Genomic DNA, 17,340 nt, shown 5'->3' on the forward strand with positions numbered 1-17,340 from the left:
CACAACCAGGTGTTAAAACAACACCAGTATCAATATGACCATGGACAAGGTTCGAACTCTGCCCCGGATAAGGTGGAACAAACTATCTTGGCGTGATGATCGCCAGACCGTGGAGTGGTCCGCCGACAAGCCAAGACGAAGTGGTCATCTTGCCACCATGCTGTTTATCGCGCTTGTGACCATGTCAGTTGCCGGCGCATTTGCGGTAGCTTTCACATTGTCCTGAAATTTGGGAATAGAACCCCATCGCGGCCAAGCTGAGATCGCAGATCGATCCGCTTGGCCTGGGCCTGATGGCGCTGCTCACCCGGAGTGCGGCTCTGTCAGGTCTCCTGTTTCGATTGCGTATTACGATTTGCTGAGATGTGCAAGATCGAGCTCAACGGGCACGATGCGACCGAAAATCATCACCTCGACCAGAGCGCGGCCCTCGTGTGGACCTTCTCCGATTTTGATCATCTTACCCGGGTAGCCGGAGAAAGGGCCGCCCTCGACCATCACTTTTTCGCCCTTCGCAAATACTGCTCCTGCATTCTGTGGCACGTCGCGGAGCGTTGCCAGTTCTGCCTTTATTTTCAATATGCTGGCATCATCAATGAAGAAGGGGCTTTCACCGTCTCCCAGCACTGAGAGTGTATGCTTGATCATCGCTAAGCCCGCCCATGCCTCGGCTATGTTGGGCACCTTCACGAAAATGTAGTTGGGCCATGCAATCACCCAAATCTGCTTTCCTGGGCTGCCGGTGCGCCTCCCGCTCATCGTTCGATCCGCCTTTCGAAGCGGAAGCCAATGTTCGATGAGCGCTGCAGACAGAGATTTATCCACATCATTCTCACGGTTCGGCGCCACTTTGATGATTGCCCATCGCTTTAGCGGGCCATCCATACCAGCAGCGGCAAGCAATGCCTGCTGCCGTCGGCTCACCTTCATCTGCTTGTCGGATTCAGCGTAGCACCTATCGAGATTGATATTATCCGCCTCACTCAGCTGCTTGCCGCGCGCCATCATCATTGCCTTCTGCCTCGTTTGCCCTGATTGCCGCCTCGAACTCGCTCAACCCTCCCGGCCCGCCTGCCGGGAAGAACACCACCGGTTGCTTTCCCGGATCGGGAACCCAGAGCCATCCACGACGCTCAAATTCCAAGCGCCAAGTCTCGAACTCCCTCGATCCGACCTGCACCGGCTCGAACGCCGAGCCGATGTCATGCCATCGCTTGGCGAACCGATGCCCCTGGCGCAACCGCGCTTTCTGGTACAGCGTGGACACCAGCGGCCACCCCTTTTCGGCCTCACCTTCTGCCGTCAGTAGGTGAGCCAGTATCCAGGCGCACCATGGCTTGCTGAAAGGCGTCGCATGTTCGTTGAAGGGCTGCGCGGCTGGCGCCGGAAGCTTCTCCCAACGTCTTTCCGCGAGGTAGACACCGAAGGTACAGATCGTGGTGCGCCCGCCGACATTGGCGTGAGCAAGATAGTCACTGATCCTCTCGACCGCAGTCTGCCGCTCCTCAGGCGTCAGGCCGAAAGCTGCCGACAGAGCCTTGGGTTCGCTATCGGTCACGTAAGTTGGCCACTTCGGATGGACACGCTTGAGCCATCGCTCGACCTGCTTTCTGTCTTCCAATTGCCCGCGCGATTTTTCTTCTTCGTTTTGTGGGGTCGTTAAGGAGGGGTCGTTAATAGGTGCCGGTTCTGAACCGGCAGGGGGTGCCGGCTCAGAACCGGCAGGGGGTGCCGATATACCGGCAGGGGTGCCGACCTGTCGGCAGGGGGTATCCGCCTCTTCAACCGTCGCGACGGAAGGGTGCACGGGATCAAGAACAACGCGATAGACATGTGCACTATCGCGCCCGCTGTCACTCGCCTGCACGAAGCGCTCAAGATATCCGGCCTTGACCAGCCGCTCGATCGCATCAAATACGGTCGAGCGTGCGCAGCCCATCTCGTCGGCCATCTTCACCTGGCTGCGGCGGCACCAGCCCAGATCATCGGTATGACGGCCCAACACACAGAGCACCTGCAAATCACGCGGCTTTAGAGATCGATCGGTTGCCGCTCTTGCCGGGATAATTGAAAGACGAGGTCCGCTCATTCTGCCGCCTCCACCATCATGGCTTCAAGCGCACGATCGCCCCACTGGGCGGCCATGGCGTCCGCCATTCCGGGAAAGAAGCGTGACCGCTCCTTTCCCCGATCCTTGCCGGGCGACATGCGCCAGACGCGGTTCCAGGCACGCCATTCGTCGCTGCCCTTCTCTGGTTCCGGCAGGCGGTCAGTCTCGGTCAGTGGCAACAGGCCGCGCAGATACCAGCCCGTTGCCTTGTATTCGGGATGACCGAACCAGAATGGCTGCACCATGTGCGGCGCCGGCAGGTCCGCAGGCATCCGGTCCCGGGCGAGATCATGCATTTCCGGATTTTCAATTGCCACGCGCTCAATCGGCGCGCGCCAGCACACCGTGAAGAGGTCGACACCTTCTTCGAACTCCGTTTTCAGGTCGTTCCAGCTGCGACCGCGCGGCAGCTTTTTGGGAGGCGTCATCTTGCCCGGCCCTGACAGCCAACGTCTTCCCGAGCGACATAATCGCGTGCAAGGCGGATGCGCCACGATCAGCAGATCCCAGCCATCCGTCAGCACGGGCCGCACATCACCGACGATATGCCTGTTGCTGCCATCTTCGGCCGGCAACAGGTCGCAAGACCAGGCATCGTGCCCGTGTTTGGAAAAGGCCCGCCGCACAATCCCCGAATATTCGCATGCCACAAGCACGCGCATGCCGCTCATCCCGCCTTCCTCCATGCCTGAAAATCCTGTCGCAGCGCGCGCCATCTGTCGGCGGCGTCGGTGTTCTGGTTGAGTTCGCTTCGCGAAGTGATGCCGAGTACGGAGCGCAGCTTCTGGGCCGCGCGTTCATCCGTGAGCGGGCGTTCAAGCCCGTGGCGCTGTTCGAGAAAGGCCTTGAAGGCAGGCTCCGCGCATTTCATCGCGGCTTCGGCGGCATAGTCTGGCGCGGCCCCTTCCCGCCGGCTGCCCTGGCCAGTTTCCGCGTTTGGCGGCGTCTTGCGCAATGCCTCTATCGCGCGATCGAGAAGGGCGAGAAGAAAGCCCACCATGGCAGGCGAAGCCGCCATGAACTCGACTTCCTCGAAGGTCGCCGCGTCGCAGCGCATGAGCGTGATCAACGCGCCATGCTCATCCTCGCCGACGATCATCTCGCCCATATCGTCGGCAGCACGCCGCCAATTGCCCGGCGCGACGGCGGCAAGCCTGGCGCGAATGCGGCGCAGCTGCTCGGCCTCGATCTGGCGCGGGTTCGGAGCGGCGTTCATGGGCGCACCCCGTCACCGGCATCGACTGCCTCGCAGACCATGGATCGAGCCATGTCACGCCGCTTCTGGTTCTGCAGATGCGTGACCATTTCCAGATGGTCGATGCGCACGCAAAGCCGTTGCCGGCACTTGTGGTCTATCTGCTTTCGACCGGGAATGAAGCCGTGCTCGTTCGTCCATGAGACCTTGTGGACGGCCACGGTCTGCCCATCGAGGGACATCCGGGGATAGCCGCCGCCTCGGCCTTCGCCGCTCGTTGGTCCGGTCCATAGATGGCATGCTGTCAGATAGCCTGTATCGACCACCTCGACACGCGCCATGATTTTGCGGCGTATGCGTTCCCGCCTGGTCAACCCATCCTCCCGTGCTTGCGCATCACTGTCTCAAGCGACTTCGCGGCAAGCTCCAGCGCACGCCGCGCGCGCACTTCCTGCAACCCCGCGAATTTGGCCTGTTGCAGCGCGTCGGAAGCAGCAGCCACCTTGCGGCAGGCCCGCATGATCTCGGCATCGGGCTTTGCCACCTGCACACGCGGAGCAGGCACACGAAGCTTTTCCACCTCTTCGAGAAGAACCTTGCCGACCACGCTGGAGAGTCGGCGCTTGATGCCGTCGATCTGGTCGATTGGTGCGCTCATGCCCCGGCCCCTTCCGCAAACGCAGCCATGGCATCGCAAAACCGCGCGAGCCCATCTGCAAGGCCGTCCGCGATCCGCCCCCGCTCATCGCGCGTGGCGCGCATTGCCGTGATCCGGAACAGCACGAAGCGCTCCCCCGCATCGAAACGCCGCCTGCGGCAGATGGCCGTAACGACTTCCTGATGCGTCAGAAGGATCGCGTCGGGCACGGCAAGCAGAAGCCGCGCGAGCGCGCGGTCACCGTCCGCATCGTGCATCTGCCGCAGGATCGGCAGCATGGAATCCGTCATGGCTGCTCTCCATTGCTTGAGGCATGGTGTGGCCGCTGTTTCACGTTGCACCCGGTGAAACAGTTTGATTTTTCGGGATTTTCCATTTGCGAAAGGGGCGGCAGGTAATAGTCGCGCACATCCCTGCCGAGGAAATCGCAAAGTGCGATCACCTTCTCGACAGACACATTCGAGCCACCTGCCGCGCGGGAGAGATCGGAGATCGTCACCCCGATTTCACGGGCGAGCGTCCGATATCCCCTGTCGTCGGCGCGCAGGGTAGACCGGCAATCGCGCGCAAAGCGCCGCCAATCGAAAGAGGCCCGTGCCGCGTCGGAGGTCAGCATGGCAGCCCCTCCCCCTCACCCCAGCGGTGTTGCCCGCCATGGACGAGCGTCACGCCATGGGCGGCGGGCGGATGCCCCAGCGCCGCCCAAAGCGCTGCGCGCGGCTCCGGTGAGGCAAGCCGCCCCATCCAGGCCATATGAAATTCGACATTCGTCACCCCTGCCCGCTTGCGCATGTCGGCACGGAAGGCCCGCACGATTTCCGTGCGCCGCCACGGTTCCCCGCTATCGGAAACGCAGAACTCGGCGCGCGCCCGCAGGAACAGCGACAGCATGACGGGGGAGAAGTCGGGGCGAGGAAGCGTCATTCCGGCATCTCCTTCAAGCGCGCTCGAAGAAGGAAATTCGTCCAGGCCAAGTCGAGTGCGGCCTTTGCCGCGTGCTCGTCTTTCGCCGTGCCGGACGGGCCGGAGAGATTGTCTCCGACAAACATGCGCCAACGCCACTTCTCGGCACCGATCGGCGGGAAGACCGCACCGACTTCCACGCAACCGGAGAAGGCGGTGTGACGACCATGGCGATAGGAAGATTTCTTCCACCGGATCATTCCGCCGCCTCCCCCGCCTCATATCCCCATGCGTCCCATCCGGGCCGGGGTGAACGGCAGAAAAGCTCCAGCCTGGCCATGGCCGGATAAAGCCGCTCGATTGTCTCGGCATAGAATTCCGGCTTGGCGCTGTGTCGCCCCTTGCGCTCGCGGTGCACCGTCTCTGGCTGCGATCCGGGCAGCGGTGCTGCAACATCGCCGCGCCGACCGATCAAAAGCAGTTCGTGCCGGTCGCGGCCCCAATATCCGGTTCCGGCGACTTCCTTGTCCCAAATCCAGTGGTGCACATAGGTGAAGCCACAGCCTTCCATCACGCGCAAGGCATCCGGCAACATGGGGTTTGTCGCCCAAAGGAAGAGCACGGCAGGCCAGTCGCCGCCGATAAGCCGCGTCATCAAGGCGACAATCTCATCCGTGGGCATGGTGGGATAATGGTTCTCGGCGCTCTTCTCGCGCCCGGTCACCTCAGAGCGCACGCCATACCGCCACGGAGGATCCGCATAGTAGACGGGATAGGCCCGCTCGACCGCTTCAGGCGCAGACGCCCGCCCCTTCTCGGCCACAATATCCATATGCGCCAGCCGCACGGCGTGCCGCGCCTTCTGGTTTTCCGCCCGCAAATCCTTGGCGACCTTCATCAGCTCGCGGCGGTTCTCCGTTTCGGGCATGAATGCGGTTTTGATGGTCTTGCGCGCCGGCTGCTTCACGCCGTCCCGGCCCTCGACCTCATCATGGTGGGGAATTTCCCCACCCTTCACCAGGCGCTTGCGAACGGCGCTCACCGTCTTGTGGTCGACGCCCACCATGGCCGCGATGGCGCGTGAGGAGATCGACAGCGTATCCCGCAATTGATCCTCGATCACCGCCTTCTTCTGCGCGCTGGAAAGGTGCCGGCGCGAAACGTTCAGCTCCCGCGCAAGTTTGCGCTTTTCAGCTTCCGTCAGACCCTTGCGCACGAAGCGCGGCCAATCCACCAGGCCAAGGCTCTCGCAGATGGCGACGCGATGGTGTCCGTCCAGGATTTCGCCGTTCTCGTCATACTCGACAGGCACAAGCACGCCGTGCTCCACGATGGACGCTTCCAGCGCGGCATATTCTTCGGCGGTCAGGGCTGGCAGGAGCTGATATTTCATCAGTCCATCCCCAGCGCGGCCTTGTAGAGATCAAGCACGGCCTCGGCCTCATGACGTGCCGCCTGATCCATCTTGCGCAGCTTCACCAGTGCGCGCACGGCCTTGGTGTCGAACCCCATGGCCTTGCACTCGGCATAGATTTCCTTGCGGTCATCGGAGAGCGCGTCGATATCCTCCTGCACCCGCTCTATCCGCTCGATGAAGGCGCGCAGCTGTCCCGCCGCGATGGTCTGCGGGCCTTCTGCCTCATCGGCCTCCGCCGCCATTTTCTTGCCCGGGCGCTCACGTGCGGGGCCGCGCGGCTCATAGGGATCGTAGGCGTCCATCACGCAGCCGCCTGGGCATGCGTCCAGTCCTTCAGCGTCGAAAGCGCAAGGTCCGAGGAGGCCCCGCCGCGCATCGGCATCATCACGGCATAGGGCGCGCCGGCCCCGCGCAGCAGCGCCGCGCTACCCGGGCTGGAAACCATCAGCCGCACCACGTCGTCATGGTCGAACTGGGCCAGCGCCGCGCCGAGATAGCGCGCATTGAACTCGATCGATCCCGGATCCTTGACGCCGATGGTCGCCGTTTCGGTGAGGTATTCCCGCGCCAGCACTGGCAGGTCGATCGTCGTGTAGCCGCACACGACCAGCCCGTCGGCATCATAGGCAATGCCAACGCCATGCCTACGGAGGCCGGCACAGGCGAGAACGTCATGCATTCGGTTGATCGCCCCGGCGAGCACGCGGCGGTCTGCGCGGATCTCGATCGCACCGGCAGTGTCCGGCACCACACGCCGCCAGTCCGGATAATTGCCGTCGATCAGCTTGGCGGTCAGCGTCATGCCTGGCAGCGTGAAGCGCATCGCCTGGCGCTTGGTGTCCAGCCGCACCGCCTTTGCCGGCGCGAGCGCGGCGAGCAGCGCCACGGTGTTGGTGGTGATGATCGGCCGGCCCATCTCTGCCGCCGAGAGCGCGACGGGGAAAACGCCCATGCGATGGCCGTCCGTCGCCACCATGTGGCCCTCGTCGAGGCAGATCCCGTTCAGGTAGTAGCGCGTGTCCTCATAGGAAACGAACGCCTTGCAGAAGCGCAGGCCATCGCGAAACGCCTCCCCGTCGACGGCGATTTCGGTCGAAAATTCGCCGCTGGGATCGAGCGCTTCCCATTCGACGGTCGGCAGGTCATAGCGTCCGCCGGGAAAGATCAGCGTCGCCCCCTGCGCCCCGGCCTCGATCGAGATATTTGCATCCCGCCCGACATGCCGCACCAGCGCCGCGAGCGGGCGAAGCAGGATAGCCGCCCTGCCCTTCGCCCGCGTGCACGCCAGTTGCACCGACAGATACTCGTCGAGATTGGTGCCGGAGAGGGTAGCACCGTCGAACTGCACGGTTTCGAGCAGCGGCGCGGTCGCGCGGCGCGGCACCACCTTCGACATGAGGGATAACGCGCCCTTGAGCGCGCCGGCTGTCGTCTCAAGTTTCATGGCAGTTTCCTTTCCGGTTTTCCGCGCGCGCCCGCTTGAGCGCCGCGTCGTGAAACGGGTTGCTGTGTTCGACATCCATCGCAGCCACTTCATCGGGAAAGCGATCGGCAAGGCCCCATCCGGGCATGCGCAGGTTCGGGCTGGGCTGATTGCTGCGCATCAGGCGGCCCCCGGCGTGATGGCGGAGAGCCACAGAAGCAGCAGCGCATAGAAGCAGACGACGATCAGCGCCGCCCGGAAGGCTCGGGCCGCGCTCATGCGTCTTCCTCCGCCACGCTTTCGCACTGGAGGAGGAAGACGCGGTGAAAGGCGCAGTATCGGCTATGCTGCCCGCCGGCTGCCCAGCGCTCCGGCTCCACCGGCGCCGCGCAGAAATGTATGCCGCCAGCCACCTCCCGAATGGGAAAGCGGCAGGCCCGCTCGGCAAGGTCGGCCATCCGAACGCCCCGCCTCTTCCCATCCGGCGCGCGCGGCGCCTTGCGGCAGGCGATCATCTCTTCGATGGAGCGCTTCATGCCGCGCCCCCGTCCACCACGGAAAACCCGCCCGCCTGGCGCACACCGGCAGCGTGCTTGCGGCAGGCGGCGATGATGTCGGAAAGCTCTCCGAGACGCCGGTCATAGGCCTGCGCCTCCGCTGGCGTGATCTTCCCGTCAGCGAGAGCCGCGGCCATGGTGGCCATCATGTCGCCGGCCTTGCGGCAAAGCTCGGCATAGCCGCGCATGATATCCGCCTCGGCATCGGCCACTTCGCGCGGATCGGAGAGCCTCCGGCCCGAAAGCTCGGCCAGAGCGCCCGTCATTACCGGCATGGCGGTTTCGGCTTCCAGCGCCCAGAGCGCGTCGAGCGGCATCAGCTCCTTGCCGTCGGCCTGGTTCCAGCGTCCGACCGTGGATTTGGAATAGCCGCAGATTTCGGATGCGCGCTCGATGCCGCCGGCAGCGGCGATCATGTCGCGCTGCGCGGCCTTCATGCGGTAGTGGCGGACCTGGGCATTGGGAACCATGGTTTCCTCCGGGCAAAAGAATTCCCGCGCCGGGAAAACCCGGCGTCGTTTCCCGTGGCGGGAAAGGGTTTGTGCTGTCAGTCTGCGGGCATGGAAAAGAGACCGGACACCCGCGAAATCATGCCGTCAGGGCGGCGACCGGAGAGCGCCCCTCGGCACGCCCTCCGGCCCCTTCACGCTGCTCTCACGGTTGTGGGTTTGCGCCCCGCAAGGCTGCGACCGCAGACCGCCCGACTTTTCGGGCGTGCCGTCCGCAGGCCAGCGAGGCTTCGCCTCGCGCTCGGCCGCGAGGACAGATCGAAAAGGCCGCCGCACGCCGCATTCTTGGGCGCGCTCCTCGGCCATGTCGGCAATCAACCGCTCGATGCTCGAATGCCCGTCATGGGCAGAAAGCGCGCGAAGCAGGATCGCCATGGCCGGCGAAAGACGAATGGAAACGAAAGAAGCCGCGCCCGCCGGAACGCAAGACCCGAAACCGGCAGGCACGGCAGTTGCCGCGTTCTCGGGCGGGAGAACGTTGAGGGCGGATGCTTGGAGATGGACGGGACTCATTGGGCCGGCTCCGCTTGCGCTGAAACCGGCCCAATGCTCCATTCGTGCTGTCGAGACACGAAGAAGGATTCGCCAACATGCCGGATGAAAAACCCGACTACGAAAGGACGATCGTCCAACTTGCTGGGGAGGTTGCCGCGCTTCGCGAGATCGTCGCCAGCATCATTATCAACCTCCCCGAACGCGCCATGCACAACGTGGCGGCCGGTATTAGAGGGCACCTTTGCGATCTCGATCATAAGGTCCGCGAAACGCAAAACGACAATTGGCGCGACTACGCTGCAGCGGCTCATAATCTGGCCGCCCCCCTCGAAGACGCGATATCGATGTGGATTGATGATCTTATCGAAGGCTCGAGACTGCGCACGATCCAGCCATATCCTATCAATCCTATCGATCAGGTTGATCGGCAACGCGGCTATTGACGAATGCCAGCTCGGCACGCCGCCGCGCGCTAAGCGTCGGATTATCAGGATTGTTGGACCACGCCATGCGGCGTTCCGCTTCGCGTTCACGCCGCCGCACCGCATCCTTGCGGCGCTGCTGGAAGCGCCATGCGGCGCCTGGAGACACGAGTGTCCGCTCCCGGTTGAAAACGATTGTCGAGTGGTGCCGCAGATGGGTGGTGACCGATGATCGCTGCATGGGAAACTCCTTTGAAAAGAAGCCGTGCCCGCTGGAACGCAAGACCCGAAACCGGCAGGCACGGCAGTTGCCGCTTCGCGGGGTGGCGCGAAACGGCCCTGGGAGGAACTGGATTGAGGAAGCGCGCTCATTCGGCAGCCTCAGCGTCTGAGACCGAAGGGCCAAAGATGTCAGGCCGCAGTTCGTGTCGCGAAATTCCCGAAAGGCGTTCAACTTCGAGAACCTTGTCGGGGGGTATCCGGCCTCTGGACCGCCAGTTTGCAACGACGCTTGGATTACTGACACCAAGCGTCCGAGCGGCCTTGGTAAGGCCACCGAGCTTGTTCACGAGCATGTCCACAGGGTTCGTCATACGCCCAAATATCACGCTACGTGAATTTTTAACAAGCCCTCATGCGTTATTTTTTTTCACACCGTGAATATGGCATCAAGAAGCATGGCCGATGGTGGACGTTCAAACAAAGATATCGCAATGCGACTGGCAGCTCTGATGAGCGTGCTTGATGAAAACCAATCCCAATTCGCAATGCGAATTGGCGTGTCGCAGCCCGCTCTGAACAACTATCTCAAAGGGATTCGTCGGCCCGATATAGATGTTGCCATCAGAATCCAGATGAAGACCGGCGCTACTCTTGATTGGATTTACCTTGGGGATCGCTCAGGCCTCCCTGCACGGCTCTTAGAGGCCCTACCTGACCTTTCTGATCATGGGAAAAAGGCAATATAGGCGCGGACCTCGAAACCGTCTCCCACTCTTCGCCCAAGCAAAAGACGAGCTGCCTTACAAACCCCAGAACCTGCAGAGCTTCCCTCTTATCCTCGGGGAGCTGAGTGTAAATCTGGCATGCTATGCGCTTTAAGTGCGGATCCGTCTGAATCCTCAAGTTATCCAAGGCGAGCCCTCCTAGAACATTACAGGAACATTCTAGGTACAATTTCCTATAAAGCGCAATCCATCAGTTTCATGATATTCACGCAACGTGAATTTTTCTGTTGAGATAATCACGCAACGTGATAATTATTGCCCGTTCCCCTCCCGCAGGGGCCGCATCGGGCAAGAGGTCTCCGCCCGGTGCGGCCCACCTGAGAGGGCCAACCGAACGGAGCAAATTCATGATCACGTTTCAAAGCACCGTGGGCGGAAAGCCCGCAACGCCTGCCCTTGTCGAACCCGATCCGGTTTCGCGCATGGCCGATGCCATGCTGCACATCGCCGGCGGTGGCCGCACGGTGGACAAGGACGCCTTATCCCTGATGGGCTTTTCCGCCGCCGAGATCGACCGCTACGGCATCGAGGCGCGCGACCTGGCGAACGCCCGCGAACAGAGCCGGGCGGCCTGAACCGATGCTGGCCTTCCTCTCCCGGCCCCGCGTCAATGACGTGGCGATGATGCTGACGGCCTTTGCCATCGGCTTTGTTGTCACCGCCATTGGCGCAGCTGCGTGAGCGGCTGGAGGCGCCCATGTGGACCGCCCTCGCCGCCTTTGCCGGCATATCGCTCGGCCTGATCCTCGTCACCGCCTGGGTCGCCTCCCTCGCCCTCCGCGAGCACCCCGGCGACGACTTTCTCAACAAAGAAGACGATTGGGGAATGTGATGTGGCAGCCAACGCTCTTTGAAGGCTCGAAGCGTCTCGCCTATGACGACGCGATCGAACTGACCTTGCAATCCCTTCAGGCGTATGGGCCGCAGCATGATCATTGGGCGATCGCATGGTCGGGCGGGAAGGATAGTTCGGCGCTGTTGACACTGATTGTCCATCTGATCGAGGTCGGCCGGATCGTTCCGCCAAAGTCGCTTACCGTATTTTACGCCGATACTAGGCAGGAACTGCCACCCCTGGCCATCGCCGCTTTACAGATCATGGAGCAGCTTCGCGAACGCGGGATCCGCGTTGAAGTAGTCATGGCTCCGCTGGACAAGCGATTCCTGGTTTACATTCTCGGCCGAGGCGTTCCGCCCCCAAACAACAACACGCTTCGCTGGTGCACCCGTCAGATCAAAATTGACCCCATGGCTGCTGCTTTGGAAGCGCGGCTCGCCGACCTTCCCGGCAATATTCTTATGCTCACAGGAGTGCGGCAGGGCGAGAGCGCCGTTCGAGATAGCCGCATCGTCATGTCCTGCGGCAAGGATGGCGCTGAGTGCGGTCAAGGCTGGTATCAGCAGATATTGCCGAACGCAAAGGGCATACGGGGACGAATCGCGACGCTAGCTCCACTACTTCATTGGCGTGTCTGCAACGTGTGGGACTGGCTTCGCATCTACGCACCGATGAAGGACTATGGCGGTTGGGCAACTGCAGTGATCGCCGATGCTTATGGAGGCGATGAGGCGGAGGAAAAGAACGCGCGCACTGGCTGCGCCGGCTGTCCGCTTGCATCGAAGGATCTGGCGCTCGATACCATCGTGGCAATGCCGCAATGGGAATACCTGGCACCGCTGAAATGGCTTAAGCCGCTCTATCGTCGCCTTCGTCTTCCTGAAAACCGGCTGCGCAAGCCCGGCGCCGAACGGTTGAAAGATGGTTCTATCGCCGCAAATCCGCAACGCATGGGACCGATCACACTCGATGCGCGGCTAAAAGGTCTCGATACCGTTCTTTCGATCCAGTGGACCATCAATCGATTTGCAAAGCATATCGATCGACCGACGATCGACCTTCTCAGCGCTGAGGAGGAGGCGCGCATCCGCGAACTGATCTCGGCCAGAACATGGCCGCAAGGATGGAACGGCGACGAGCCTACCGCTGACATTCCACTGGATGCCGTCTTCCCCGATGGAACCGTCCAACCGCTCCTGATCGGCACACAAATATGACTTCTTCCAGCACCACCGCAACTACTGCACGCCCTACAAGCGAGCAGAACAGCGCCATCATCGAAGCCCAAGCCATCATCCTTTTCTATCAGGATGAACTGGAAAACCTCCGGTGGATCGCCGAGTGCGACACGAAGGGAAACCGCTCGACCGGCGACAAGCTTGGCCGTGACCTGGATCGCTGGGAAAACCACCCCGAGCACGTGAAGGACCGATTTCGCCAACGCGCTCGCAAATCATATGAGGAGCGTTCCGATGGCTGACCGTCGCCCCTTTGATCCACAGAACCCGTGTGATGCCTTGGCGGATCTCGCGCGGGTGCAAATTGCTTATTACGGCAGCGAAGTCATGAGCGCGCCCCAGTATGTACGCATGGCTGCCGATCCTAATGGCCAGTTCGAAGCACTGTTGATCGGTCTCCTGACCGGCGTCGCCGGCATCGCGATGTCGAACATCAGACCCGAGGCCCATGCCGAGGTTCGCTCCGCGCTCTTGGCGCTCATCCCCGATGCCGTCGACAATGCGCGCGACATCTTCGAGCTGCCGCCGCTGGAGCCAATCCAATGAGCATCACCCGCCACAAAAGCCGCCTGCAGGTCTGCTGCGACCACTGCCCGGCCAGCTATCCGAACACCTACGAGGCCGAGGATTTCGACGTGATGATCTCCGATGCCCGCACGGCCGGCTGGCGCATCGTCAAGGCGAAAGTCGATGCAGGAACCGGAGACGACACATCCGACCTGTTCGGCCAGGCGCCGCGCGTGGCTGGCAAGAAGCCTGACAAGCAGGGCTATCTGCACATCTGCCCAGACTGCCAAAAAGCACCCAATGTTGACCGGAGGGCGCTGGTATGAAGGACGATTGCGAAAGGCTGTTTCGCTTGGTTACAGGTGAAACAGTCGAGGTCGAATGACCATGGCCCGGACACGCAAAAAACCGATTACGGCTGCCCGCGTCGAGCGCGCCATTGATACGCTTGCCGGCGTCATGGCAACGGCCGGCCCGGATGCTCCCCTGCTCATCCCTCTCTGGAAGCGCCTGCAGTCTGAGTTGGAGCGGCTCAAGGAGGAGGAAGCCATCCTTGCTGCCGCCATGGAACGGGTCAAACAATCGCGGGATCAAACGGCAGCGCGATCTTCTTGAGCTCATTCTGCCGCCATTCCATTGTCCCGCCTGCGCCATAGCGCGGCCTGTCGATCGTATGCCCCATCAGGATCATGCGCAATTCAGGGTCCAGGCCGGCAATCTTCATTCGATCCTCAAATGAATGCCGGAACGAATAAATGGTGTGCGAGCGGCTCGGAAAGAGCCCGTTCTCCCGAAAATATTTATTGAGCGTAGCCGAAAGGTCGTTTTCCCGATTCCGATAGCGCGGAAAACCTTCCGGAAATCTGCTGAACACCTCCAGCGCAACGCCGATAAGAGGCAACTTTCGCTCAGACGACGCCGTCTTGATCTCGCGCGGATCCTCCGGGTCCACACGCGGCTCAATCGAGAGGTGGGGAATATCGGCGTCAATATGGATGCTCTGCTTCGTCAAGTTTGCGATTTCGCTGGGCCGCGCGCCTGTTTCGATCAGGGCCAGCGCAACGCCGCGCGCCTCGTCATTCATCGTCTGCATGGCGCCGGGCTTGAGGATGGTCCCGACGATCCACTCGACACTGAAAGGCGGACGAATGCGTTTCTTCTTCTCGTGAAAATTCAGCTTGCTGAATGGATTGAAGCGATCGGTTTCGCCCATATGGGTGAAATAGGCTTCGTAGAGCACCCGCAGATTGCCGAGATCACGGTTGCCAGAAGACGCGGAATGCGTAGCTTTTCTGCCCTTTGGGGCAACTTTCTCCAACCAGAAACGATAGAACCGTTGCGCATCTTCTCGCGTGATTTCGGTCATTTCCTTGTCGCCGACCAGATCGACGAAATTGTTGACCGCCCGCCGCTTCACCTTCTTCCATTGCGCTCTCTGATTCTGGCTTTTGTTGACCAGCTCATCGGCGACGATCTCATCGACATATATCTCGAAGGCCTTGGAAACAGTCACGGTCGGGAGCGGAACGGCACCGACAACAGCCTTGCTTGCTTCTCGTGAAAGACTTCCGTTTTCGATGGTTTCAAGACGCGCGATGATATCATCGAGAGAAGCAGACTTCCCGAGGGCGGCCCCGGACCTGAATGTGAAGCCCAAGGCCTCGACACGCTTGACCGCCGCCTGATAACGCGCCCTGGCGGTATCCCTCGGCGCATCGAGCAGCAGCGATGCCCACAAGGCATTGTCCGCCTCTTCGAGCAGATCGCGCTTCGCGCGGGCAAGCGCCAGGTCACCGGTTTTCAGAGATTGCCGTATTGACGGCGAGCGTTCGTCAACCAGTTGCAAGCGCGCCGGGACGCGCCGCATGTAATAGTAGGTACCGTCTCTCAAATACAGAAAACGGTCTGGTTTACCCGCTGATCCGCCCCCAGAGCGCTTCGCCATTCAACCACCTGAAATACATGAAAGTCACCCAAAATGTATCTCAGTTTGTATCGCGAAATTCAGAAACTCCGCAATGGCAAAAATTGATCAAGTCAATTTACCAAATAAAATCAATAACATAGGATGGATTGGCGAGGGCAAAAATGGTGCGGACGGCGGGAATCGAACCCGCATGATCTAGGATCGAGGAATTTTAAGTCCCTTGCGTCTACCAGTTTCGCCACGTCCGCTCGGGCACAACGACTAGCGAGAGAAATCCCCGCGATCAAGCGCGATACGCATGTTCCTGCAAAAATACGTATGTTCAGAATGGAAAACGGGTGGTTGCAACCACCCGTTTCAATTTCATTGCATATGCAAATGACTTCAGCGGGAAAGTTTCGCCGTGATTTCCGCAAGACGCTTGCCCTGGAAGCGCGCGCCTTCAAGTTCCTGATTGGAAGGCATGCGGGAACCATCGCCATTGGTGGTTGTGGTCATACCGTAGGGAGCTCCGCCACGCACCGTATCGTTGCCCATCTGATCCTGGTAAGCGTAGGATAAGGGCACGATCAACATTCCGTGATGCTGAAGCGCGGTCTGCGTGGAAATGAGCGCGACTTCTGCGCCGCCATGCTGGGTTGCGGTCGACACCATCACCGTGGCCGGCTTGTCGATCAGCTTTCCTTCAGCCCAGAGAGGCCCTGTCTGGTCGAGGAAATTCTTGATCTGCGAGGCCATCATGCCGTAGCGCGTTGAAACACCGAAAATGAAGCCGTCATAATCTGCCAGCTCCAGCGGCTCGGCAATCGGCGCCTCCTGATCGAGCTTATAATGCGCCTTCTTGGCGACCTCTTCGGGCACCAGCTCGGGAACCCGCTTGATCGTAACATCGGCACCGGCGGCACGCGCGCCTTCGGCCGCAGCCTTGGCCATCGCTTCCATATGGCCCCAGCTCGAATAGTAGAGAACGAGAATCTTGGTCATTCGTATCACTCCAGGTTCCTGAATTTTAAAGATCGCCCTGCGGCAAGACCGTTTCGATAAGCCGGCGGCCCCGGCAGTTTCCGTGCCGGAATGTAGCCATCTCAGAGTTCACAAAAAACAGCCAAGTTCCCGACACACTGTTCACCATTTGAAGACAGGCATTCCCGCAGGCTGAAGGTCTGAAGCCATGCAACGAATGCGGAAAGCAAGGCGATTGAGCGCCCTTCGCTCAACGCCGTTTCGGATACTTGAGGCTCTATTGTGCGCCTGCGGCAGGCCATCTATCTGTGTGCCAGCAACTAGGAATGAAACACATGACAGACATCGTGACCGCCGGCATGATCGTTATCGGCGATGAAATCCTTTCAGGCCGCACCAAGGACAAGAATATCGGCCATCTTGCCGACATGCTGACGGCCGTTGGCATTGATCTCAAGGAGGTCCGCGTCGTGTCCGACGACCGTGAGGCAATTGCCGACGCCGTCAATGCGCTGCGTTCGCGCAACACCTATGTGTTCACGACCGGCGGTATCGGCCCCACGCATGACGACATCACCGCAGATTCCATAGCCTTTGCGCTCGGCCTCCCTTGCGGTTACGACGACAAGGCCTATCGTCTTCTGGAAGCCCATTACGCCAAACGCGGCATCGAATTCACCGAGGCCCGCAAACGCATGGCGCGGATGCCAGAAGGCGCAACTCACATCGACAATCCGATCTCGATCGCGCCCGGCTTCCATATTGCCAACGTCTATGTGATGGCTGGCGTTCCATCCATCTTTCAGGCCATGCTCGACAATGTGATACCGACACTTCAAACCGGCACGAAACTGAGCACGCGTTCCGTCCCCTCTCCGCTTCCCGAAGGCACTATCGGTGGCCCGCTCGGCGAGGTTCAGAAAGCCCACCCCGATACGATCATCGGTTCCTATCCCCAATACAGCGATAACGGCTTCTGGACGGAGATCATCATTCGGTCTCGCTCTCAGGAAGCTTTGGCCGCCGCAACCGAAGCAGTCGAAAATATGCTCGCGTCGATGCAACCGCAGGAACCGTCCGTCAATTGATCTGGCTCAAGTCGCGCAATCCACGCCGCCCTATAGTGACCGCAACGCCCTGATCGGGCGCCGCGCGTCCTCCGGGACAGACA

At 60.9% G+C, this 17,340-nt stretch carries 31 protein-coding genes and 1 tRNA gene; 10 read left to right on the forward strand and 22 right to left on the reverse strand.

The features are described 5' to 3' along the window. Nucleotides 1–348: 348 nt before the first annotated feature. From nusG to NA8A_RS04380, 17 genes are all read right to left on the reverse strand, one after another. A complete protein-coding gene (gene nusG, locus NA8A_RS04305) occupies nt 349–1,011 on the reverse strand; it encodes a transcription termination/antitermination protein NusG (RefSeq protein WP_040671709.1) in 663 nt (220 codons plus the stop codon). Then, a complete protein-coding gene (locus tag NA8A_RS04310) occupies nt 980–2,089 on the reverse strand; it encodes a helix-turn-helix domain-containing protein (protein WP_074896525.1) in 1,110 nt (369 codons plus the stop codon). Before NA8A_RS04310 ends, nusG begins: the two co-directional genes overlap by 32 nt. Further along, complete coding sequence (locus NA8A_RS04315; protein WP_009756129.1) at nt 2,086–2,781, reverse strand: hypothetical protein; 696 nt, start codon at nt 2,779–2,781, stop codon at nt 2,086–2,088. Before NA8A_RS04315 ends, NA8A_RS04310 begins: the two co-directional genes overlap by 4 nt. Further along, nucleotides 2,778–3,326, reverse strand: a complete 549-nt coding sequence (locus NA8A_RS04320; RefSeq protein WP_009756130.1) for a hypothetical protein — start codon at nt 3,324–3,326, stop codon at nt 2,778–2,780. Before NA8A_RS04320 ends, NA8A_RS04315 begins: the two co-directional genes overlap by 4 nt. Beyond that, entirely contained in the window at nt 3,323–3,646 is a 324-nt protein-coding gene (locus NA8A_RS04325) for an HNH endonuclease signature motif containing protein (protein ID WP_051017953.1), read from the reverse strand. The genes NA8A_RS04320 and NA8A_RS04325 overlap by 4 nt, the downstream gene beginning before the upstream one ends. A gap of 29 nt (nt 3,647–3,675) precedes the next feature. Then, nucleotides 3,676–3,963, reverse strand: a complete 288-nt coding sequence (locus NA8A_RS04330; protein ID WP_009756132.1) for a hypothetical protein — start codon at nt 3,961–3,963, stop codon at nt 3,676–3,678. Continuing rightward, nucleotides 3,960–4,253 carry a hypothetical protein gene (locus NA8A_RS04335; RefSeq protein WP_009756133.1) on the reverse strand — a complete coding sequence of 98 codons (294 nt, stop codon included), beginning with the start codon at nt 4,251–4,253 and terminating at the stop codon, nt 3,960–3,962. Before NA8A_RS04335 ends, NA8A_RS04330 begins: the two co-directional genes overlap by 4 nt. Beyond that, nucleotides 4,250–4,579 carry a helix-turn-helix domain-containing protein gene (locus NA8A_RS04340; RefSeq protein WP_009756134.1) on the reverse strand — a complete coding sequence of 110 codons (330 nt, stop codon included), beginning with the start codon at nt 4,577–4,579 and terminating at the stop codon, nt 4,250–4,252. The genes NA8A_RS04335 and NA8A_RS04340 overlap by 4 nt, the downstream gene beginning before the upstream one ends. After that, a complete protein-coding gene (locus tag NA8A_RS04345) occupies nt 4,573–4,887 on the reverse strand; it encodes a hypothetical protein (protein WP_009756135.1) in 315 nt (104 codons plus the stop codon). Before NA8A_RS04345 ends, NA8A_RS04340 begins: the two co-directional genes overlap by 7 nt. Beyond that, a complete protein-coding gene (locus tag NA8A_RS04350) occupies nt 4,884–5,126 on the reverse strand; it encodes a hypothetical protein (protein ID WP_009756136.1) in 243 nt (80 codons plus the stop codon). The genes NA8A_RS04345 and NA8A_RS04350 overlap by 4 nt, the downstream gene beginning before the upstream one ends. Continuing rightward, nucleotides 5,123–6,259, reverse strand: coding sequence for an MT-A70 family methyltransferase (locus tag NA8A_RS04355; protein ID WP_009756137.1), 1,137 nt, complete (start codon nt 6,257–6,259; stop codon nt 5,123–5,125). The genes NA8A_RS04350 and NA8A_RS04355 overlap by 4 nt, the downstream gene beginning before the upstream one ends. Further along, entirely contained in the window at nt 6,259–6,525 is a 267-nt protein-coding gene (locus NA8A_RS04360) for a DUF2312 domain-containing protein (protein ID WP_040671807.1), read from the reverse strand. Before NA8A_RS04360 ends, NA8A_RS04355 begins: the two co-directional genes overlap by 1 nt. A 59-nt stretch (nt 6,526–6,584) precedes the next feature. Then, a complete protein-coding gene (locus NA8A_RS04365) occupies nt 6,585–7,727 on the reverse strand; it encodes a DNA polymerase III subunit beta (protein ID WP_009756139.1) in 1,143 nt (380 codons plus the stop codon). Beyond that, the gene (locus tag NA8A_RS25025; protein ID WP_157174133.1) at nt 7,717–7,887 is read right to left on the reverse strand and encodes a hypothetical protein; all 171 of its coding nucleotides are present in this window, start codon (nt 7,885–7,887) and stop codon (nt 7,717–7,719) included. The genes NA8A_RS04365 and NA8A_RS25025 overlap by 11 nt, the downstream gene beginning before the upstream one ends. A gap of 94 nt (nt 7,888–7,981) precedes the next feature. Next, a complete protein-coding gene (locus NA8A_RS04370; RefSeq protein WP_009756140.1) occupies nt 7,982–8,242 on the reverse strand; it encodes a hypothetical protein in 261 nt (86 codons plus the stop codon). Next, nucleotides 8,239–8,733: a hypothetical protein gene (locus NA8A_RS04375; protein WP_009756141.1), complete on the reverse strand. Its 495-nt coding sequence runs from the start codon at nt 8,731–8,733 to the stop codon at nt 8,239–8,241. Before NA8A_RS04375 ends, NA8A_RS04370 begins: the two co-directional genes overlap by 4 nt. Before the next feature lie 126 nt (nt 8,734–8,859). After that, nucleotides 8,860–9,285, reverse strand: coding sequence for a hypothetical protein (locus NA8A_RS04380; RefSeq protein WP_009756142.1), 426 nt, complete (start codon nt 9,283–9,285; stop codon nt 8,860–8,862). 77 nt (nt 9,286–9,362) lie between these two features. Between NA8A_RS04380 and NA8A_RS04385 the strand changes: the two genes are divergently transcribed. Further along, the gene (locus NA8A_RS04385; protein ID WP_009756143.1) at nt 9,363–9,710 is read left to right on the forward strand and encodes a hypothetical protein; all 348 of its coding nucleotides are present in this window, start codon (nt 9,363–9,365) and stop codon (nt 9,708–9,710) included. Here NA8A_RS04385 and NA8A_RS25030 read toward each other — a convergent pair. Both NA8A_RS25030 and NA8A_RS24595 read right to left on the reverse strand, forming a co-directional pair. Next, nucleotides 9,676–9,930 (reverse strand): hypothetical protein, encoded by a 255-nt coding sequence (locus NA8A_RS25030; protein ID WP_143087888.1) that lies wholly within the window; start codon nt 9,928–9,930, stop codon nt 9,676–9,678. The genes NA8A_RS04385 and NA8A_RS25030 overlap by 35 nt on opposite strands. Nucleotides 9,931–10,057: 127 nt before the next feature. Then, nucleotides 10,058–10,282 (reverse strand): carph-isopro domain-containing protein, encoded by a 225-nt coding sequence (locus tag NA8A_RS24595; protein WP_074896522.1) that lies wholly within the window; start codon nt 10,280–10,282, stop codon nt 10,058–10,060. An 84-nt stretch (nt 10,283–10,366) separates the two neighbouring features. Here NA8A_RS24595 and NA8A_RS24600 point away from each other — a divergent pair, with 84 nt between their 5' ends. From NA8A_RS24600 to NA8A_RS04420, 8 genes are all read left to right on the forward strand, one after another. Beyond that, nucleotides 10,367–10,657, forward strand: a complete 291-nt coding sequence (locus NA8A_RS24600) for a helix-turn-helix domain-containing protein (RefSeq protein WP_074896519.1) — start codon at nt 10,367–10,369, stop codon at nt 10,655–10,657. 386 nt (nt 10,658–11,043) lie between these two features. Continuing rightward, nucleotides 11,044–11,271, forward strand: a complete 228-nt coding sequence (locus tag NA8A_RS04395; RefSeq protein ID WP_009756147.1) for a hypothetical protein — start codon at nt 11,044–11,046, stop codon at nt 11,269–11,271. A 122-nt stretch (nt 11,272–11,393) separates the two neighbouring features. Continuing rightward, nucleotides 11,394–11,528, forward strand: a complete 135-nt coding sequence (locus tag NA8A_RS25640; RefSeq protein WP_276274345.1) for a hypothetical protein — start codon at nt 11,394–11,396, stop codon at nt 11,526–11,528. Continuing rightward, nucleotides 11,528–12,751, forward strand: a complete 1,224-nt coding sequence (locus NA8A_RS04400) for a phosphoadenosine phosphosulfate reductase domain-containing protein (RefSeq protein WP_009756148.1) — start codon at nt 11,528–11,530, stop codon at nt 12,749–12,751. Before NA8A_RS25640 ends, NA8A_RS04400 begins: the two co-directional genes overlap by 1 nt. Further along, nucleotides 12,748–13,014 (forward strand): hypothetical protein, encoded by a 267-nt coding sequence (locus tag NA8A_RS04405; RefSeq protein ID WP_009756149.1) that lies wholly within the window; start codon nt 12,748–12,750, stop codon nt 13,012–13,014. The genes NA8A_RS04400 and NA8A_RS04405 overlap by 4 nt, the downstream gene beginning before the upstream one ends. Then, nucleotides 13,007–13,318: a hypothetical protein gene (locus tag NA8A_RS04410; RefSeq protein WP_009756150.1), complete on the forward strand. Its 312-nt coding sequence runs from the start codon at nt 13,007–13,009 to the stop codon at nt 13,316–13,318. Before NA8A_RS04405 ends, NA8A_RS04410 begins: the two co-directional genes overlap by 8 nt. Beyond that, nucleotides 13,315–13,605 carry a hypothetical protein gene (locus tag NA8A_RS04415; RefSeq protein ID WP_009756151.1) on the forward strand — a complete coding sequence of 97 codons (291 nt, stop codon included), beginning with the start codon at nt 13,315–13,317 and terminating at the stop codon, nt 13,603–13,605. The genes NA8A_RS04410 and NA8A_RS04415 overlap by 4 nt, the downstream gene beginning before the upstream one ends. Before the next feature lie 55 nt (nt 13,606–13,660). Then, the gene (locus NA8A_RS04420; protein ID WP_040671714.1) at nt 13,661–13,894 is read left to right on the forward strand and encodes a hypothetical protein; all 234 of its coding nucleotides are present in this window, start codon (nt 13,661–13,663) and stop codon (nt 13,892–13,894) included. Here NA8A_RS04420 and NA8A_RS04425 read toward each other — a convergent pair. The 3 genes from NA8A_RS04425 to wrbA form a co-directional block, all read right to left on the reverse strand. Further along, complete coding sequence (locus tag NA8A_RS04425; protein WP_040671715.1) at nt 13,854–15,224, reverse strand: DUF6538 domain-containing protein; 1,371 nt, start codon at nt 15,222–15,224, stop codon at nt 13,854–13,856. The two genes, NA8A_RS04420 and NA8A_RS04425, sit on opposite strands and share 41 nt — an antisense overlap. A gap of 144 nt (nt 15,225–15,368) precedes the next feature. Next, nucleotides 15,369–15,454: transfer RNA gene (locus tag NA8A_RS04430), tRNA-Leu, on the reverse strand. A gap of 136 nt (nt 15,455–15,590) precedes the next feature. Next, nucleotides 15,591–16,190 (reverse strand): NAD(P)H:quinone oxidoreductase, encoded by a 600-nt coding sequence (gene wrbA, locus NA8A_RS04435; RefSeq protein WP_009756154.1) that lies wholly within the window; start codon nt 16,188–16,190, stop codon nt 15,591–15,593. Nucleotides 16,191–16,504: 314 nt separating this feature from the next. Here wrbA and NA8A_RS04440 point away from each other — a divergent pair, with 314 nt between their 5' ends. Next, entirely contained in the window at nt 16,505–17,257 is a 753-nt protein-coding gene (locus tag NA8A_RS04440; RefSeq protein ID WP_009756155.1) for a competence/damage-inducible protein A, read from the forward strand. Nucleotides 17,258–17,340: the final 83 nt, after the last annotated feature.

This window comes from Nitratireductor indicus C115, assembly GCF_000300515.1.
Classification (GTDB): domain Bacteria; phylum Pseudomonadota; class Alphaproteobacteria; order Rhizobiales; family Rhizobiaceae; genus Nitratireductor; species Nitratireductor indicus.

Excerpts from the sequence above, each read along its gene's own strand:
- nusG (WP_040671709.1), bottom strand. The coding sequence starts at position 1,011 with ATGATGATGGCGCGCGGCAAGCAGCTGAGTGAGGCGGATAATATCAAT.
- NA8A_RS04310 (WP_074896525.1), bottom strand. The coding sequence starts at position 2,089 with ATGAGCGGACCTCGTCTTTCAATTATCCCGGCAAGAGCGGCAACCGAT.
- NA8A_RS04315 (WP_009756129.1), bottom strand. The coding sequence starts at position 2,781 with ATGAGCGGCATGCGCGTGCTTGTGGCATGCGAATATTCGGGGATTGTG.
- NA8A_RS04320 (WP_009756130.1), bottom strand. The coding sequence starts at position 3,326 with ATGAACGCCGCTCCGAACCCGCGCCAGATCGAGGCCGAGCAGCTGCGC.
- NA8A_RS04325 (WP_051017953.1), bottom strand. The coding sequence starts at position 3,646 with ATGGCGCGTGTCGAGGTGGTCGATACAGGCTATCTGACAGCATGCCAT.
- NA8A_RS04330 (WP_009756132.1), bottom strand. The coding sequence starts at position 3,963 with ATGAGCGCACCAATCGACCAGATCGACGGCATCAAGCGCCGACTCTCC.
- NA8A_RS04335 (WP_009756133.1), bottom strand. The coding sequence starts at position 4,253 with ATGACGGATTCCATGCTGCCGATCCTGCGGCAGATGCACGATGCGGAC.
- NA8A_RS04340 (WP_009756134.1), bottom strand. The coding sequence starts at position 4,579 with ATGCTGACCTCCGACGCGGCACGGGCCTCTTTCGATTGGCGGCGCTTT.
- NA8A_RS04345 (WP_009756135.1), bottom strand. The coding sequence starts at position 4,887 with ATGACGCTTCCTCGCCCCGACTTCTCCCCCGTCATGCTGTCGCTGTTC.
- NA8A_RS04350 (WP_009756136.1), bottom strand. The coding sequence starts at position 5,126 with ATGATCCGGTGGAAGAAATCTTCCTATCGCCATGGTCGTCACACCGCC.
- NA8A_RS04355 (WP_009756137.1), bottom strand. The coding sequence starts at position 6,259 with ATGAAATATCAGCTCCTGCCAGCCCTGACCGCCGAAGAATATGCCGCG.
- NA8A_RS04360 (WP_040671807.1), bottom strand. The coding sequence starts at position 6,525 with ATGGCGGCGGAGGCCGATGAGGCAGAAGGCCCGCAGACCATCGCGGCG.
- NA8A_RS04365 (WP_009756139.1), bottom strand. The coding sequence starts at position 7,727 with ATGAAACTTGAGACGACAGCCGGCGCGCTCAAGGGCGCGTTATCCCTC.
- NA8A_RS25025 (WP_157174133.1), bottom strand. The coding sequence starts at position 7,887 with ATGCGCAGCAATCAGCCCAGCCCGAACCTGCGCATGCCCGGATGGGGC.
- NA8A_RS04370 (WP_009756140.1), bottom strand. The coding sequence starts at position 8,242 with ATGAAGCGCTCCATCGAAGAGATGATCGCCTGCCGCAAGGCGCCGCGC.
- NA8A_RS04375 (WP_009756141.1), bottom strand. The coding sequence starts at position 8,733 with ATGGTTCCCAATGCCCAGGTCCGCCACTACCGCATGAAGGCCGCGCAG.
- NA8A_RS04380 (WP_009756142.1), bottom strand. The coding sequence starts at position 9,285 with ATGAGTCCCGTCCATCTCCAAGCATCCGCCCTCAACGTTCTCCCGCCC.
- NA8A_RS04385 (WP_009756143.1), top strand. The coding sequence starts at position 9,363 with ATGCCGGATGAAAAACCCGACTACGAAAGGACGATCGTCCAACTTGCT.
- NA8A_RS25030 (WP_143087888.1), bottom strand. The coding sequence starts at position 9,930 with ATGCAGCGATCATCGGTCACCACCCATCTGCGGCACCACTCGACAATC.
- NA8A_RS24595 (WP_074896522.1), bottom strand. The coding sequence starts at position 10,282 with ATGACGAACCCTGTGGACATGCTCGTGAACAAGCTCGGTGGCCTTACC.
- NA8A_RS24600 (WP_074896519.1), top strand. The coding sequence starts at position 10,367 with ATGGCCGATGGTGGACGTTCAAACAAAGATATCGCAATGCGACTGGCA.
- NA8A_RS04395 (WP_009756147.1), top strand. The coding sequence starts at position 11,044 with ATGATCACGTTTCAAAGCACCGTGGGCGGAAAGCCCGCAACGCCTGCC.
- NA8A_RS25640 (WP_276274345.1), top strand. The coding sequence starts at position 11,394 with ATGTGGACCGCCCTCGCCGCCTTTGCCGGCATATCGCTCGGCCTGATC.
- NA8A_RS04400 (WP_009756148.1), top strand. The coding sequence starts at position 11,528 with ATGTGGCAGCCAACGCTCTTTGAAGGCTCGAAGCGTCTCGCCTATGAC.
- NA8A_RS04405 (WP_009756149.1), top strand. The coding sequence starts at position 12,748 with ATGACTTCTTCCAGCACCACCGCAACTACTGCACGCCCTACAAGCGAG.
- NA8A_RS04410 (WP_009756150.1), top strand. The coding sequence starts at position 13,007 with ATGGCTGACCGTCGCCCCTTTGATCCACAGAACCCGTGTGATGCCTTG.
- NA8A_RS04415 (WP_009756151.1), top strand. The coding sequence starts at position 13,315 with ATGAGCATCACCCGCCACAAAAGCCGCCTGCAGGTCTGCTGCGACCAC.
- NA8A_RS04420 (WP_040671714.1), top strand. The coding sequence starts at position 13,661 with ATGACCATGGCCCGGACACGCAAAAAACCGATTACGGCTGCCCGCGTC.
- NA8A_RS04425 (WP_040671715.1), bottom strand. The coding sequence starts at position 15,224 with ATGGCGAAGCGCTCTGGGGGCGGATCAGCGGGTAAACCAGACCGTTTT.
- wrbA (WP_009756154.1), bottom strand. The coding sequence starts at position 16,190 with ATGACCAAGATTCTCGTTCTCTACTATTCGAGCTGGGGCCATATGGAA.
- NA8A_RS04440 (WP_009756155.1), top strand. The coding sequence starts at position 16,505 with ATGACAGACATCGTGACCGCCGGCATGATCGTTATCGGCGATGAAATC.